We start from the raw sequence: 15,930 nt of genomic DNA on the forward strand, positions 1-15,930 counted from the left end.
TCGAAGTAGTGGGGTTGTGGGGGTGAGAGGCCGTACGCCGCGCGGAGCGGGTCGTACGGCCTCTCGTCCTCACCAGCGGTAGTGGGCGAAGGCCTTGTTGGACTCGGCCATCTTGTGGGTGTCCTCGCGCTTCTTCACAGCGGCACCGAGGCCGTTGCTGGCGTCGAGGATCTCGTTCATGAGTCGCTCGGACATGGTCTTCTCGCGACGGTCGGCGGCGTAGCCGACGAGCCAGCGCAGGGCCAGCGTCGTGCTGCGGTTGGCCTTGACCTCGATCGGGACCTGGTAGGTCGCGCCGCCGACGCGGCGGGACTTGACCTCGATGGCCGGCTTGACGTTGTCGAGCGCGCGCTTGAGCGTGACGACCGGGTCGGTGCCGGTCTTCTCGCGGCAACCCTCGAGGGCGGTGTAGACGATGCGCTGGGCAACGGCCTTCTTGCCGTCCTGCAGGACCTTGCTGACGAGCTGGGTGACCAGCTGCGAGCCGTAGACCGGGTCAGAGACGAGAGGGCGCTTGGGAGCGGGACCCTTGCGAGGCATTACTTCTCCTTCTTCGCGCCGTAGCGGCTGCGGGCCTGCTTGCGGTTCTTGACACCCTGGGTGTCGAGCGTGCCGCGGATGATCTTGTAGCGCACACCGGGAAGGTCCTTCACACGGCCGCCGCGGACGAGCACGATGGAGTGCTCCTGCAGGTTGTGACCGACACCCGGGATGTAGGCGGTGACCTCGACGCCACTGCTCAGGCGCACGCGGGCGACCTTGCGGAGGGCGGAGTTCGGCTTCTTCGGGGTGGTGGTGTAGACGCGGGTGCAGACGCCACGGCGCTGCGGGGATCCCTTCAGGGCAGGCGTCTTGGACTTCGACACCTTGTCCTGGCGGCCCTTGCGGACCAGCTGGTTGATGGTGGGCACCTGGTGGTTCCCTCTCTCTGTTTCTCGTCTCGGTCCGACGCTGTGCCGGACTCGGTGGTGTTGCGTTCGTGCTGTGCCTGTCGCCGGCTGGGCCGGGCTCAGAGACTGAGCAGTGGCTTCCGAGCATGCGGATGGGTCTGGTCGTGCCAGACACAAGGAATGAGGCTACTCGGGCCCTACGACAGGGTCAAAATGCCGCGGGAGCCGCTGCGACGGCCGCTTCCTCGCCCGGTTCGCCGGTGGGCGCGACCCGGTCGCGCCGGACCCGCTCCGCGCGCAGGTAGACCGCTGCCGACACCGCCACGCCGGTGATGGTGAGCAGTCCCCCACCCAGCAGCGTCCAGCGGGCGCCGTACTCGTGACCGATCCACCCGATGATGGGTGCACCGACCGGGGTGCCGCCCATGAAGATCATCAGGTAGAGCGCCATCACCCGCCCCCGGACGCCGGCGTCGGTGTGCAGCTGCATGTAGGTGTTGGCGCTGGTGATGAAGGTCAGCGCGGTCAGTCCGGTGATCGGGGTCAGCAGCGCGAAGGTGAGGTAGGTGGGCATCAGGCCCGCCAGCACCACCGTGGCGCCGAACGCGAGCGCGGAGCCCACGACCAGGCGGTGGCGTACGTGCTCGCGACGCGCGGCCAGCAGGGCCCCGGTCAGCGAACCGACGGCCAGGAAGCTGCCCAGCAGGCCGAACTCGGTCGGTCCCTTGCCGAAGACCTCGGTGGCCATCAGCGCGGAGGTGATCTGGAAGTTGAGGCCGAAGGTGCCGGCGAAGAAGACCAGGCTCAGCACGAGCAGGAGGTCGGGGCGGGCGCGGACGTAGGCGACGCCCTCGCGGATCGCACCCGGCCCGCGGTCGGCGGGGGCGGCGGCGTCGATGCGGCTGGCGTCGAGGTGGCGCAGGGACCAGATCGGCGCGGCGTACGACACGGCGTTGACGAGGATGACCCAGCCCGTGGCGACCGCTCCCCCGCCCAGCGCGGCGATGAGCAGTCCGGCCAGGCCGGGGCCGACCAGGCGCGCGGCGTTGAAGCTCGCCGAGTTGAGGCCGACCGCGTTGGTCAGGTCGACCGGGTCGACGATCTCCGACACGAACGACTGGCGGGCCGGGGCGTCGAACGCCGAGGCCGTGCCGAGCAGGAGGGCCAGGACGTAGACGTGCCACACCTCGGCCGTGCCGGTGACGGCGAGCACGCCGAGGACGGCGGCAGGCAGCGCCATGCCCAGGTTGGTCAGCTGGAGCAGCCGCTGCTTGGGCATCCGGTCGGCGACGAGACCGGCGAACGGGGTCACCAGCAGGAACGGCAGGAACTGCAGTCCGGTGGTGATCCCGAGTGCGGTCGCGCCGGAGCCCACGGCGAGCTGGAGGACCAGCCAGTCCTGGGCGACGCGCTGCATCCAGGTGCCGGTGTTCGACACGACGCCGCCCGCTGCGTAGCGGCGGTAGTTGGGGTTGCTCAGGGAGCGGAACGTGGGGCTCGTGGTGACTCCTCGGTCAGGTCAGTCGGTCAGGGCAAGTCGGGCGAGGATCGGTGCGGCCTCGCGGAGGGTGGCGCGCTCGGCCGGCGTGAGCCTGCCGAGCTGCTGGGCGAGCCAGGCGTCGCGGCGCTGCCGGTCGGCGAGCACGGCCGCCCGGCCGGAGTCGGTGAGCGAGACGACGACCTGGCGGCCGTCGGTCTCGTGCGGGCGGCGTACGACGTAGCCGTCGGTCTCCAGACAGTTGACCGTCCGGGTCATCGACGGCGGCTGCACGCGCTCGGCGCGCGCCAGCTCGCCGACGGTCTGCTCACCGAGGCGTACGAGGAGCCCGAGGACGACCATCTGCCCGATGCTCAGGTCGTTGTCGGGGTGGCGCTCGGACACCAGGCGGCGGCGCATGCGCATCACGGACGCCCGGAGCTCTGAGGCGAGCCCGGCGTCGGTGCGGAGGTCGGCGGTCGGCATGGTAGTTAGCATAACTCATTACCTGTGCTAACAATTCCGCAGCTGTAGGAGTCACCGCCTCAGCGGTGACCCCCGCGCGGATGGGCCGTTGCAACAGCCGAACCGCGCAGGAGTCACCGCTTCAGCGGTGACTCCTGCGCGGTTGGGGGAAGTCCGTCAGGTGAGCCAGGAGGTCAGCGGGGCGATCGCGAAGTAGACGACGAAGAGCGCTGCCACGAGCCACATCAGTGGGTGCACCTCGCGGAACTTCCCGATGACCAGCTTGATCAGGACGTACGCCAGGAAGCCGGCGCCGATGCCGACGCTGATCGAGTAGGTGAACGGCATGAGCACGATGGTGAGGAAGGCCGGGATGGCGATCTCGAGGTCGTCCCAGTCGATGCCCTTGACCTGCTGCATCATCAGGAACCCGACGAGCACCAGCGCCGGGACGGCCGCCTCCGACGGGATCGCCTCGACGATCGGGGCGAAGAACGTCGTCAGCAGGAACAGCAGGCCGGTCACCACGGACGCGAGGCCGGTGCGGGCGCCCTCGCCGACGCCGGACGCCGACTCGATGTAGGACGTGTTCGACGAGACTCCCGCGGCGCCACCGGCGACGGCGCCGATCGAGTCGACGATGAGGATGCGCTGCGAGTGGGGCGGGATGCCCTCCTCGTCGTTGAGCCCGGCCTCGGCGCCGATCGCCGTCATGGTGCCCATGGTGTCGAAGAAGTCGGCGAGCAGCAGCGTGAAGGCAAGGAGCAGCGCGGCCAGGAAGCCGACGGACGAGAAGGCGCCGAAGAGGGAGAACTCGCCGAGGGTGCCGAAGTCGGGCACGTCGACGAACCCGTTGAACTCGGGCACGTTGAGCGACCAGTTGCCCGGACCGTCGACGGCGACCGACCCGAGGTCGAGCACGGCCTGGAGGACGAACGCCAGCACGGTGGTGGCGACGATCGAGATGAGGATCGCCCCGCGCACCTGGCGCACCCAGAGGGCGATGATGAGGATGACCCCGATCGCGAAGACGAGGACCGGCCAGCCGGTGAGCGTGCCGCCGTTGCCGAGCTGGACCGGGACGGTCGTCTGGAATGCGTCGGGGATGCGGGTCACGAAGCCGGCGTCGACGAAGCCGATCAGGGCGATGAACAGGCCGATGCCGACCGAGATCGCGATCTTCAGCTGCTGCGGAACGGCGTGGAAGACCGCCTTGCGGAAGCCGGTCAGCACCAGCACGAGGATGATCAGGCCCTCGAGGACGACCAGGCCCATCGCGTCGGCCCACGTCGACCGCGTCGCGATGGCGTTGGCCACGAACGCGTTGAGCCCGAGACCGGTGGCCAGCGCGAGGGGGAAGTTGGCCACCGAGCCCATCAGGATCGTCAGCAGGCCCGCGACCAGGGCGGTGCCGGCGGCGATCACGGGGAGGTTGGACCCGTCCCCGGGACCACCACCGAGGAAGGCCCCCGTCGAGTCCGGCACGAAGCCGAGGATCAGCGGGTTGAGCACGACGATGTAGGCCATCGTCAAGAAGGTGACGACGCCGCCGCGGACCTCGCGGCCGACGGTCGAGCCTCGTGCAGTGATCTGGAAGAACCCGTCGAGGCCGGTGGCCTTCCGGGGAGGGGGCGCGGTGGTGGTGTCATCAGTCACGGGACGGGAGTGTGGCAGAACGGTGCTACGTCCGTGTTTCGTGCACCGTCTCGCGTGTAGCGTGCTCGACGTGGACCTGGGCGACGAGCAGCCGACGCAGCACGAGATCGGCAACCGGACCTTCATCGTCGCGCAGGTCGAGCCTCTCGACGTCGACGGCGTCCGCACCACGGAGGTCGGCACCGCCCTGTGGTTGCTCGGCTTCCTCGGCCTGCTCCCCTTCTGGGGCACCCTCGAGGAGAGCGGCCGCACGTGGTGGCTCTGGACCTGCCTGGCCGGCTTCGGCCTCGGGCTGTGCGGTCTGGAGTACTGCCGCCGTCGCCGCAAGGAACGCGCCGCTCAGCAGGCCGGCGGATGAGCACCCCGCCCACCCGGTGGGCGCTCGCCGGCGCGGGCAACCGCGGCTACGGGGCGAAGTTCGCGCAGCTGGTCGAGGAGGGCGCCGACGTCGACGGTGAGGCCCGCCTCGCCGACGTGCTCGTCGCACGCCGCGCCCGCATCCTCGACATCGGCTCCGGGATGGGTCGCGTGGCTGCCGCGCTGCAGGCACGTGGACACGAGGTGACCGCGGTGGAGCCCGACGCGGACCTGGTCGCGCAGTCGCGACGGACCTACCCCGACCTGTCCGTCATCCATTCCGACGTCCTCGACGTGGACCCCGCCGACCTGGGAGCGGCCTTCGACCTCGTCGTCCTGGTCGGCAACGTGATGGTCTTCCTCGCCGCCGACACCGAGCGCGAGGTGCTGCGGCGGGTGCACGACGTCCTGGCACCGGGCGGTCGCGTCCTGGTCGGGTTCCATCCCGTCGACGGGCCTGCGACGGCACGCGCCTACAGCCCCGACGAGTTCGCCGCCGACGCAGCCGCCTGCGGACTTCGCGTCGACCTGCGCGCGGGCTCGTACGAGCTCCACCCGCCGGCCGCCGACTACGCCGTGTGGGTGCTCTCGCGCGACGACCGGCCGCAGACGCTGACGTCGTTCGGCCACGCCCTCTAGCCGGACAGCGGCTGGGCGGCTCAGATCCGCTCGTACTCGTCGTCGGTGAGGGTGTCGAAGGCGTGGTCGGGCATCGGCAGCGGCTGCTGCTTGCGGGCCAGCTTGACCTCGGAGTGGGCGCCGCAACCGTGGTCGAGGCTCACGACCTTGCCGTCGTCGTTGGCGTTGCCGTTGGCGCAGACACCGAAGGACTCGGACAGCGACCCGTTGATGCGCAGGAGGAAGCCGCAGGTGGTGCAGGTGTCCGGGGCGCTCTTGGCCAGCGGCGACTCGGGGCCGGCGGGGCCGGCGTACCAGCGCTCCGCGGCCATGTCGATGCCCTCGCGGCTCAGCGTGCGGATGCGTCCCAGCCCGAGGTCCTCGGCCACGCGGCGCACCTGGGCGCGGGCGTCGCCGTCCAACGGCTCGTCGAGCGGGTCGTCGCCGACGAGGTAGGTCGGCACGAGCCGCGGGTCCTCGTCCTCGACGGGCAGCAGGTCGCCGGGCGACAGGTCGCCGGGCTGGAGCCGCTCCTTGTAGGGCACCCAGGCCGGCGCGACGATCGCGTCGTCGCCGGGGAGCAGCACGACCTCGTTGACGGTGAGGTCCTTGCCGCGCTTGGCCCGCGTGAGCGTGACCGACCAGTACCAGCCGGGGTAGCCGGGGCGCTCGCACGCGAACTGGTGCGTCACCACGCGCTCGCCCTCGGCGTGCGCGCCGAGGTGCTCGCCCACCTCGGACGGCTCAGCGACCTCGAGGACGATGCCTCGGGCCACGTCGACAGCCTTGACGAGGGTCGAGTCCGGCTTGCCGGCACGCATGGGGAGAGAGATCACGGGTGCATCATCGCAAACGGTCGGTGGTCCTGTCCCGCCGGGACCGAAGCCGGGACGGCGCGGCGCCGGTGTCAGGGCGGTAGTCCAAGATGGTGCCCGTGACCACCGACCGCCCTGACCCGACCCCGGGTCCGCGGCCGGAGTCCGCCCGTCCGGCACCGTCCGGTGCCGTGCGCCGCTCCCTGTCGGGGGCCGCGAAGGGCGCGAAGGCGGCCGGTCGTGGTGCCAAGGTCGCCGGCCGCGGAGCCGGCACCGCAGGCCAGTACGCCGTGTCGCAGGCGCGGCGGGCGACGCGGGCCGAGGGCGCCGGCGACTCGGGCCTCTCGCGGCTCATCGAGCTGCACGCCTTCAACGCCGCCGGCGACGCCGCCGTGGCGATCTCGCTGGCAGGCACCCTCTTCTTCCAGGTCCCCACCGGCGAGGCGCGCGGACAGGTGGCCCTGTTCCTGGGCCTGACGATGCTCCCGTTCGCGATCGTCGCCCCCCTGATCGGCCCGTTCCTCGACCGCTTCAGCCACGGCCGCCGCTGGGCGGTCGGGGCGACCATGGCGATCCGCTGCTTCCTCTGCTGGGTGCTGGCCACCGCCGTGATCACCGAGTCGCCGTGGCTGTTCCCCGCAGCGCTCGGCGTCCTCGTGGCGTCCAAGGCGTACGGAGTCACCCGCGCGGCCGCCGTGCCGCGGCTCCTGCCACCCGACCTGACCCTGGTCAAGGCCAACGCGCGGGTCTCCCTCGCCGGCATCGTCGGCGCCGGCATCTCGGCCCCGCTCGCCATCCTCGCCTCGACCTTCGGGCCGGAGTGGTCGCTGCGCTACGGGTTCGTGGTGTTCGTGCTCGCCACCATCTGGGCGATCCGCCTGCCGGAGAAGGTCGACGCCAGCCAGGGCGAGGGCGAGCTGGTGCTCACCGGTCCGACGACCACGGGCACCACTGCGAGCACGAGCCGCCGACCGAAGACCCGCATCCCCGCGGCTGTGGCGTTCGCCCTCCGCGCCAACTGCGGACCGCGGTGGCTCTCGGGGTTCCTCACGATGTTCATGGCGTTCCTGCTGCGCGACAACCCGATCGGCGACTGGAAGCCCGAGGTGCTGCTCGGCCTGGTGATCGGCGCGGCCGGCCTCGGCAACACCCTCGGCATCGCCATCGGGTCACTCCTGCAACGCCTCAATCCGGCCATGACCGTCGTGCTCGCCCTGCTGGCCGACGCGGTCGTCGCCGTCGTGGCAGCACTGTTCTACGGCCTGCCCACGCTGGTGCTGCTCGGCCTCACTGCCGGCCTGGCGCAGTCGCTCGCGAAGCTGTCGCTCGACTCGACCATCCAGCGCGACGTGCCCAGCCGGATCCAGGCGAGTGCCTTCGCCCGGTCCGACACCACCCTTCAGCTGGCCTGGGTGATCGGCGGGTTCGTCGGCATCGCCATGCCGCTGGTGCCGCAGCTGGGCCTCGGCATCGCGGCGGCCGCGCTGGGAGCCTGGGCGACCTTCGTGCTGGTCAGCCGCCCGCCCGGCACGGCAGCGACCGCGCGGACCTGACCGCCCGACTGCGGAACCGGCTCAGAGCTCCAGCTCGTCGGCGAGGGCGCGCAGCACCTTCGCCGTGCCGCTGCTGGCGGCACGCTCGGGGTGGCGACCCCGGCGGTAGGTCTCCTCGACACCCTCGAGCATCTTGATCAGGTCCTCGACGATCGTGACCATCGCCTCGGGCTGCTTGCGCTGGGCGCTGCGCTGGTTGCGGGTGACCGAGGCGGGGGCGTCGACGACGCGGACCTGGAGGGCCTGGTCGCCCCGGCGGCCCTGGGCGATGCCGAACTCGACCTTGGTGCCCGCCTTGAGGGTCCCGGTGCCCTCGGGCAGGGCGTCGGAGTGCACGTAGACGTCCGGGCCGTCCTCCTGGGACAGGAAGCCGAAGCCCTTCTCCGCGTCGTACCACTTCACCTTGCCACTGGGCACGGGACTTCTCCGCTCGACTCAACATCCTGGGGCCACGTGGGTTCACGGGCGCGGCACAGGATAGGCGTCCGGACCGGCGCTCCACCAACGGGTTCGGCAGCCCCGGGCTTTGATTTGCGTGCACACGTGCTGGGACCATGGGACCCTCGGTGGTTCCGCCCGCACCTGGCGGGCACGAGTGAGGCGACGAAGGGGTGGGGCACCGTGTGGTCACGACCGGTGGGACGGATCCTCGGATGCAGCCTGCTCGCGCTCGGGCTCGCACTCCCCGCCGCCGGAGCCGCGCTCGCCGACGACGCTCCGGCGTCCGGCTCCCCCGCGACCGGACCGCTGACCCTCGTCACCCTCCAGGGCGCCGGGACCAGTGCGGGCTCGAAGGACGCCGCCGAGCTGCTCGCCCGCCAGGACGCCCTCCTGGCCGCCATCGGCGCGGGCGAACCCGTCTACCGCTGGACCACCGCACTCAACGGCTTCGCCGCCCACCTGAGCGAGGACCAGCTCTCCGTCCTCGACGACCAGCCCGGCATCGCTGCGATCGAGGCCGACCAGGTCCGCCCGCTGGCCGGTCGTACGACGATGGCGAGCGTGCGGGGCGCCACCACTCCCCGCCTGCGCGGTGGAGCGGGTGTGGTGATCGGCGTGGTCGACTCGGGCATCGCACCGGAGTCCCCCGCCTTCGCCGACGTCCCCGGCCTGGGCCGCGACCCGCGGAGCTTCGCCGGCGCGTGCGCCGAGGGCGAGGGCTGGTCGAGCGCGGACTGCACCCGCAAGGTCGTCGGGGCCCGCTGGTTCGTCGAGGGTTTCGGCGCGGACCGGGTCCGCTCCTCGGAGTCGCTGTCGGCGCGTGACGTCCTGGGCCACGGCACCCAGGTCTCCTCGGTCGCCGCCGGCAACGCCGGGATCAGCGTCCGCGTCGACGACCGCGATGCCGGCCGGTACGGCGGCGTCGCCCCACAGGCGCGGATCGCCGCCTACAAGGCCTGCTGGGGTGCGCCCGACCCCGCCGGCGACGGCTGCTCGACGGCCGACGTGGTCGCCGCGGTGGACGCTGCCGTCGCCGACCGCGTCGACGTGCTGAGCCTCGCGCTGGCCGGCGGCGAGGGCATCGACACCTTGCAGCGCGCCCTGCTCGGCGCCGCGGAGGCCGACATCGTGGTGGTCGGTGCGTCCGGCAACACGTCCGGCTCGGCGTACGCCGCGCACGCGGGGCCGTGGGTGACGACCGTGGGCTCGGCCGTGGGCCGGATGTCGCGCGGGCTGGTCGCGCTGCCCGGCGGGCGCTCCTGGACCGGCGGCGGCCGACCTGCTGCCGTGGCGGGACGCGCCGTGCTCGCCCAGGACGCACCTGCTCCCGGGGTCTCGCGCCGCGCTGCGGGTCAGTGCCGTCGCGGTGCCCTCGACTCGCGGCGCGTCGCGGGCCGCATCGTCGTGTGCCGACGGGGCGGCATCGGCCGCATCGACAAGTCGGAGGCCGTCTCCCAGGCAGGTGGACGCGCGATGGTGCTCGTCAACCTGCGTCCGGGCGCCGTGTCGGCCGACTTCCACTCCGTGCCGACCGTCCACCTGTCCGCGGCTGCCGGTCGGGAGCTCGGCCGCTGGGTCGCCCGCCACCCCGGCGTACGGGTGCGGATGTCCCGCGCGAGCGGCACCCCCGGCACCCGGCGTACGGCACCGTGGAGCGCCTCGGGCGACCCCCGCGGCGTCGCCCTCAAGCCGGACGCGGTCGCCGACGGCGACGCGGTGCTCGGTGCCGTGCCCGAGACGAGCGGACGCAGCTGGGGTGTCTTCAGCGGCAGCTCCGCGGCCACCGCCCACGCGAGCGGGCTGGCCGCCCTCCTGCTGGCCGAGCGCGACGCCCCGGCCGCCGTGGTGCGCTCCCTGCTCGTCACCTCGGGCACGCCCATCCGCGGTTCGTCGGTCCTGGCCCAGGGCAGCGGAGCCCTGCCGGGCGTCGCCCCGACCGGTCACCTGGCCCTCGACGTGCCACGTCACGCCTGGCGTCGCGCCCTCCGTACGCACCGGCTGGACGCGCTCAACACCAGCTCGCTCCTGATGTCGGCGCGGCAGACGACGGCGGTCCGCACGGTCACCAACGTCGGCCCACGCCCGGAGTACTTCTCGGTGACGGCGCGCGGGTTCACCTCGCACCGGGTCACGGTGCGCCCCCTGGCCGTACGCCTCCGGCCGGGTCAGTCCGCACGCTTCACCATCACCGTGTCCGGGCCCACCGGGCCCGGTCGCCTCGACGACGGTGAGCTCGTCTGGCTCGGCGCCCTCGGCGGCACCACCCGCGTGCCGGTCGCCCTGACCCGCTGACGTACGACGACGGGCCGCCGCCCCCGGAGGGACGACGGCCCGTGCCGACCGGAAGTGCGCTCAGGTGTCGAGCACCCGGTCGTGGCGCAGGGAGGTCGCCTTCGTCTCCTGGGCGAACAGGACCGCGATGACTGTGAGCACCGAAGCGATCGTCATGTAGATCGCCACCTTGTCGACGTTGGCAGTGCCCTCGCTGGCGCTGCCGAGGAGGTCGATCGCGATGATCGGGGCGAGCGCGCCGGCGAAGATCGAGGCGAGCTGGTAGCCCACGGAGGCGCCGGTGTAGCGCACCGAGGTGCCGAACAGCTCGGAGAAGAACGCCGCCTGCGGGGCGTACATCAGCGCGTGCAGGACCAGGCCGACGCAGATCGCGAGGATGATCTTGGGCTCGGAGCGCGAGGCGATCAGGTCGAAGAAGAACCACGACCACACCGCGACCCCGACGGCACCGGCGAGGTAGAGCGGACGCCGACCGACCTTGTCGCTGAGCGCGCCGACCAGCGGGATGGTCACGAAGTGGACGACCGAGCCGATGAGCAGCGCCTTGAGGATCAGCGGCTTGTCGTCGGCCGTGCCGGCGTAGAGGGTGAGGAACGAGATCGAGATGATCGTGAAGAGGTAGTAGGAGATGTTCTCCGCCATCCGCATCCCCATGGCCACGAAGACCTCCTTGGGGTACTTGCGGAAGACCTCGATGATCGGCATGTGGGCCGACTCCTTGGTCTCCATCTCGGCCTTGGTCTCCGCGAAGACCGGCGACTCCTCGATCGACAGGCGGACCCACAGGCCGACACCCACCAGGACGGCGCTCAGCAGGAACGGGATCCGCCAGCCCCACGCCTCGAACGCGGCGTCGGACTGCACGGCGGCCAGCACCCACAGCACGCCGGTGGCGAACAGGTTGCCCAGCGCCACACCGGCCTGCGGCCACGACGACCAGAAGCCGCGCTGCGAGTCGTCGCCGTGCTCGGCTGCCATCAGGACGGCACCACCCCACTCACCACCGACCGCGAAGCCCTGGACCAGGCGGCACAGCAGCAGGAGCAGCGGGGCCGCGACGCCGATGGCGGCGTACGTCGGGAGCAGGCCGATCGCGAACGTCGCCACGCCCATGAGGAACAGCGAGAAGACCAGCATCTTCTTGCGACCGACCTTGTCGCCGAAGTGGCCGAAGACGACCCCGCCCAGCGGACGCGCCACGAAACCGAGCGCGTAGGTGCCGAAGGCCAGCAGCGTGGCGGTGGCGGGCTCGCTCTCGGGGAAGAACAGCGTGCCGAACACGAGCGCCGCGGCCGAGCCGTAGAGGAAGAAGTCGTACCACTCGACGGCGGTGCCGATCAGGGACGCGAAGACGACCTTGACGATGCCGGTGCGCTCGGGCTGAGCACCCGGCGCGCCGGTCCCGGTCGTGGTGGAGGTGTCGGTGGACATGAGCTGCCTTTCATCGGGGGGAGGTGCTGGCGTGGTGGTGCGGAGCCACGGGGTCAGGCGGCGGTCCAGCCGCCGTCGAGGAGCAGGGAGGTGCCCGTCATGGACGTGGCGGCGGGACCGCAGAGGAAGGCCACCGCGTCGGCGACCTCCTCGGGCTCGACGAGACGCTTCACCGGGGTGCGGGCCAGCAGCACCGTGTCGAGGACCTCGTCCTCGGCGATGCCGTGGGTGCGCGCCTGGTCGGCGAGCTGGCCCTCGACCAGCGGCGTACGCACGTAGCCGGGACAGACGGTGTTGCTGGTGACGCCCTTGTCGGCGGCCTCGAGCGCGATGACCTTGGAGAGTCCCTCGAGGCCGTGCTTGGCGCTGACGTAGGCGGACTTGTAGGCCGAGGCGCGGTGGCCGTGGACGCTGGAGACGTGGACCAGCCGACCCCAGCCGCGGTCGTACATCCCGGGCAGGACGCGGCGGGCCAGCAGGAAGGGGGCGTGGAGCATCAGCGCGTGGATCGTGCGGAACTGCTCGGGGTCGAAGTCCTCGACGGGTGCGACGTGCTGGATGCCGGCGTTGTTGACGAGGATGTCGACGTCCAGGTCCAGCGCCTCGATGGCAGCCTGGTCGGTGAGGTCGACGACGTGCGGCGTGCCGTGCACCTGCGCAGCGACCTTGGCCACGCCCTCCTCGTCGCGATCGAGGAGGTGGACCTCGGCCCCGCTCTCGGCGAGGCGGGCCGCGACCGCGGCACCGATGCCGCTGGCCGCCCCGGTCACCAGGGCCCGGCGTCCGCGCAGGGCGGGTCCGGCGGAGCGTGCGAGGTCGGTGGTCATGCCCTCACCGTAGGGAGGCGCGTGACGGACAGCACATGGTCTTCAACGCCACATTTCAGCACTCAGCATGTTCTCCGGGCACATGGCCGAGGGTCAGTCCGCCTGCAACCTGGCCAGCTTCAGCGCGAGCTGGAGGTCCAGCGCGCGGACCGGCCCGCGCCAGTCGGGACCGAGGAGCTCGCCGATCCGGTCGAGCCGTTGGGTCACGGTGTTGGGGTGCACGTGCAGGGCGGCCGCAGTGTCCTTGAGGTGCCCGCCGCTCGCGAACCACTCCTCGAGGGTGGCCACCAGCCCGGTGCCACGCCGCGCGTCCCACTCCCGCACCGGACCGACCATCGTCTCGACGAAGGCCGCGACGTGCTCGGGGTCGTTGTCACCGAGGAGCAGCCGGGCGACGCCGAGACCGGCGGGGTCGCTCACGTCGCCGACGCGTCCCAGCCGGACGAGGGTGTCCAGGCAGCGCCGGGCCTCCGCGTGCGCGGCCACCAGCCGGTCCTCGTGGAGCGCGTCGCTCGTCGCCGCCACGCCCACCGTGGCCACACCGCCGGCGCCGGACATCGCCGCCTGCAGGTCGGTGCCCACGCGCTGCGGGTCCTCGCTCGGCACCACCATCACCACGGCTCCGCGGTGCTCCCCGGCCAGCCCCGACATCCGGCGGGCGAGGGACACGGCGGCGCGGCTCGCACGGTGCCGGTCGGCGCCGTCGATCGATGCCGCGGCCACGACCACGGGTCCGTCGAGGCTTGCGCTGTGACGTCGTACGCGGTCACGCAGGCGCTCTCGCGCCTCCGGCCCGGCCTCCAGCAGGTCCACGAGCAGCTGGCCGCCGAGGCGCTCCTCGGCATCGCTGACGGACCGCGCGAAGAGCAGCACCAGCGCGGTCACGAGGGCGCCGCGCTCGAGCGTACGACGACCGGCGAGGTCGAGCGGCGCCTCGCGACGCAGCACCAGGGTGGCGACGTGCTCCGTGCCGGCGCGGGCAGCGGCCACGAGCCCAGACTCGACCACGACGCAGCGTCCCGAGGCCACCGCGGCGGGCACCGCGTCGGTCCAGGCAAGTCCGATGTCCTCACCCGCCTGGAGCTCACCGGCGGGCGTCCACACCGACACCGCACCGTCGAGCACGCTGGACAGCACCTCGGCCACCTCTGCGACCCCTCCCCCGCCGAGCAGGAGGTCGGTGAGGCGGTCGTGTGCCAGCGCCGCGGCGTCGACGGCCTCGGTGTGGCGGGTCAGCGAACGGTTGGCCTCGTCGAGCTCGACGAAGAGGCGCGCGTTCTCCAGGGCGACCACGGCGTGCGCCGCGAACGAGGTGAGCAGGCTGACCTCCGACTGCGGGAAGCGGCGCACGGTGCGGTGGACCGCCAGCAGGGCCCCGATGACCACGCCGTCGAGCACCAGCGGGACGCCCAGGATCGCGCGGATCTGCTCGCCCGCCACGGCCTTGTCGATGAAGCCCTTGTGCACGAAGCGGTCGTCGGCGGCGTAGTCCTCCGTGAAGTAGGCGGCGCCGGTCTGGGCGACCAGTCCGAGCAGGCCGGTGCCGAGCGGCAGCCGCAGCGTCTGGAACTCCCGGGTCAGGGCACCGTCGGTGACCTTCATGTAGGACGCGCCGTCGCCGTCGCCCTCCCCGTCGTCGTTGAGCGACAGGTAGGTCATGTCGCAGTGCAGCAGCTGGCGCGCGCGCCGCACGATCGCGGCCAGGATGGTGTCGACGTCGCGGATCGCGGTGAGGTCGGAGGCCGTCTCGTAGAGCGCCGACAGTTCGGCCTCGCGCGAGCGCATCCGCGTCATCAGGTCGCGCAGCCGCAGGGCGACGTCGTACTCCGTGCGGAGCGCCGCCGCCTTGTCGTCACCGACGCCGCGCTCGAGCTGCGCGAGGTGCTCGTCGAAGGCGGCACGAGGCGCCTCGTCGTAGAGCAGGTCGAGGAAGGTCGGCACGAGGCCCATCCTGCCGTGCGGGCTCAGGCCTCGCGCGTGAGCGTCATCTCGCGGTCGCCGTAGACGACCTTGTCCCCGTCGACGAGCGACGCGGGCTTGCCGGGGGCGAGCTGGCGCGTGACCCCCTGGCGGACCAGGACCGTCCCGTTGGTCGAGCCGCGGTCCATCACCACGATCGTCCCGTCCGGCGCCGGCCCGAACTGCGCGTGCGTCTTGGAGACCGACATGTCGGCGGACGACAGCGGGATCAGGTGGGCGACCTGCTCGCCGTTGCGCGCCTCGGGGCGCCGCCCGACCAGGGCCAGGCCGGCGATCACGAAGCTCTCACCGTTGTCGAAGTGCACCCGCCACCGCAGGGGCGGGGCCGCCGGGCGCTGCTGGGGCGGCAGCTGCGGCTGCTGCGGCTGAGGGGGGCGCTGCTGGGGCGTGGCCTGCTGCGGCGGAGCCGGCTGCGAAGGGGCCGGCTGCGAAGGGGCCGGCTGTGCGACGTGCGCGGGCGGCGGCTGCATCCCCGGTGGAGGACCCGGCCGGGTCTCCGGCGGCGCGACGACGTCGGCCGGGAGCGGCTGCCGGCGCACGGACTGCTCGGTGCGCTCGGGCGTGCGGACCGACTCGACCGGCGGCGCCGGGACCAGGCGCATCGCGGTGAGGTTGACGATGTGGCGCGGGCCCTCGTCGGCTCCGGTGTCGGCGACCTCGACCGCGGGGCGTACGTCGACCACGACGGACCTGGCGAGGTGGTCGTGCCACCCACGGCGCTGACGACCCCGGTCCTCCACGGCCGTCCAGGCGAGGGTGGCGATCCCGATCCCGAAGGTGAACAGGCCGGCCGCACCGAGCACCAGCGAGCGCAGCAGCGCGGGTCCGATCCCGATCGGCGTGCCGGTGCCGTGGTGGACGACCCGCAGACCGGCGGCCGCCTTGCCGGGCGAGTTGCCGGTGACGCCGAGCACGATCGCGAGGACCAGCCAGAACAGCACCATCGCGCCGCCGACGGCCGCGACCGTGGTCCACACGTCGTCGGTGACGATCGCGGTGACCACTCCGACGGCGACCAGCAGCCCCCAGGCGAGGAGGCGGTCGACGGCGAACGCGGTGAAGCGTCGCTCGAGCTGGGCGATCGGGTACGTCAGGGGGACCTGCTGCTGCGTCACGGCGGTGGGGGTC

General features: G+C 72.3%; 15 protein-coding genes. 4 read left to right on the forward strand and 11 right to left on the reverse strand.

The window, feature by feature from the left end:
* Positions 1-69: 69 nt before the first annotated feature.
* The 5 genes from rpsG to BM127_RS10475 all read right to left on the reverse strand — a co-directional run bounded on the left by rpsG (position 70) and on the right by BM127_RS10475 (position 4,488).
* The gene (gene rpsG / locus BM127_RS10455) at positions 70-540 is read right to left on the reverse strand and encodes a 30S ribosomal protein S7 (RefSeq protein ID WP_091198340.1); all 471 of its coding nucleotides are present in this window, start codon (positions 538-540) and stop codon (positions 70-72) included.
* A complete protein-coding gene (rpsL, locus tag BM127_RS10460; protein ID WP_056599611.1) occupies positions 540-911 on the reverse strand; it encodes a 30S ribosomal protein S12 in 372 nt (123 codons plus the stop codon). Before rpsL ends, rpsG begins: the two co-directional genes overlap by 1 nt.
* A 187-nt stretch (positions 912-1,098) precedes the next feature.
* Positions 1,099-2,370, reverse strand: a complete 1,272-nt coding sequence (locus BM127_RS10465; RefSeq protein WP_091198343.1) for an MFS transporter — start codon at positions 2,368-2,370, stop codon at positions 1,099-1,101.
* A gap of 39 nt (positions 2,371-2,409) precedes the next feature.
* Entirely contained in the window at positions 2,410-2,853 is a 444-nt protein-coding gene (locus tag BM127_RS10470; protein WP_091198346.1) for a MarR family winged helix-turn-helix transcriptional regulator, read from the reverse strand.
* 156 nt (positions 2,854-3,009) lie between these two features.
* Positions 3,010-4,488: an NCS2 family permease gene (locus BM127_RS10475; protein ID WP_231263199.1), complete on the reverse strand. Its 1,479-nt coding sequence runs from the start codon at positions 4,486-4,488 to the stop codon at positions 3,010-3,012.
* A 70-nt stretch (positions 4,489-4,558) separates the two neighbouring features.
* Here BM127_RS10475 and BM127_RS10480 point away from each other — a divergent pair, with 70 nt between their 5' ends.
* Positions 4,559-4,846: a DUF2530 domain-containing protein gene (locus tag BM127_RS10480; RefSeq protein WP_231263198.1), complete on the forward strand. Its 288-nt coding sequence runs from the start codon at positions 4,559-4,561 to the stop codon at positions 4,844-4,846.
* Positions 4,843-5,484, forward strand: a complete 642-nt coding sequence (locus tag BM127_RS10485; RefSeq protein ID WP_091198351.1) for a class I SAM-dependent methyltransferase — start codon at positions 4,843-4,845, stop codon at positions 5,482-5,484. Before BM127_RS10480 ends, BM127_RS10485 begins: the two co-directional genes overlap by 4 nt.
* A 20-nt stretch (positions 5,485-5,504) precedes the next feature.
* Here BM127_RS10485 and BM127_RS10490 read toward each other — a convergent pair whose 3' ends face one another.
* Positions 5,505-6,284: a DUF3027 domain-containing protein gene (locus tag BM127_RS10490; protein WP_091198354.1), complete on the reverse strand. Its 780-nt coding sequence runs from the start codon at positions 6,282-6,284 to the stop codon at positions 5,505-5,507.
* A 113-nt stretch (positions 6,285-6,397) separates the two neighbouring features.
* Between BM127_RS10490 and BM127_RS10495 the strand changes: the two genes are divergently transcribed.
* Complete coding sequence (locus tag BM127_RS10495; protein ID WP_231263196.1) at positions 6,398-7,831, forward strand: MFS transporter; 1,434 nt, start codon at positions 6,398-6,400, stop codon at positions 7,829-7,831.
* Between the two features lie 21 nt (positions 7,832-7,852).
* On the opposite strand, the gene BM127_RS23015 is transcribed toward BM127_RS10495, so the two are convergent.
* Positions 7,853-8,248, reverse strand: a complete 396-nt coding sequence (locus BM127_RS23015; protein ID WP_139227709.1) for a cold-shock protein — start codon at positions 8,246-8,248, stop codon at positions 7,853-7,855.
* Positions 8,249-8,467: 219 nt separating this feature from the next.
* Between BM127_RS23015 and BM127_RS10500 the strand changes: the two genes are divergently transcribed.
* Positions 8,468-10,564, forward strand: a complete 2,097-nt coding sequence (locus BM127_RS10500) for a S8 family serine peptidase (RefSeq protein WP_175507370.1) — start codon at positions 8,468-8,470, stop codon at positions 10,562-10,564.
* Positions 10,565-10,624: 60 nt separating this feature from the next.
* Here BM127_RS10500 and BM127_RS10505 read toward each other — a convergent pair whose 3' ends face one another.
* From BM127_RS10505 to BM127_RS10520, 4 genes are all read right to left on the reverse strand, one after another.
* Entirely contained in the window at positions 10,625-11,995 is a 1,371-nt protein-coding gene (locus BM127_RS10505) for an MFS transporter (protein WP_091198362.1), read from the reverse strand.
* A gap of 53 nt (positions 11,996-12,048) precedes the next feature.
* Complete coding sequence (locus BM127_RS10510) at positions 12,049-12,822, reverse strand: 3-hydroxybutyrate dehydrogenase (RefSeq protein WP_091198365.1); 774 nt, start codon at positions 12,820-12,822, stop codon at positions 12,049-12,051.
* 93 nt (positions 12,823-12,915) lie between these two features.
* On the reverse strand, positions 12,916-14,772 hold the full coding sequence (locus tag BM127_RS10515; RefSeq protein ID WP_091198368.1) for a helix-turn-helix domain-containing protein: 1,857 nt from the start codon (positions 14,770-14,772) through the stop codon (positions 12,916-12,918).
* Positions 14,773-14,786: 14 nt separating this feature from the next.
* Entirely contained in the window at positions 14,787-15,917 is a 1,131-nt protein-coding gene (locus BM127_RS10520; RefSeq protein WP_091198372.1) for an RDD family protein, read from the reverse strand.
* Positions 15,918-15,930: the final 13 nt, after the last annotated feature.

Source organism: Nocardioides alpinus, assembly GCF_900112035.1.
Taxonomy (GTDB): domain Bacteria; phylum Actinomycetota; class Actinomycetes; order Propionibacteriales; family Nocardioidaceae; genus Nocardioides; species Nocardioides alpinus.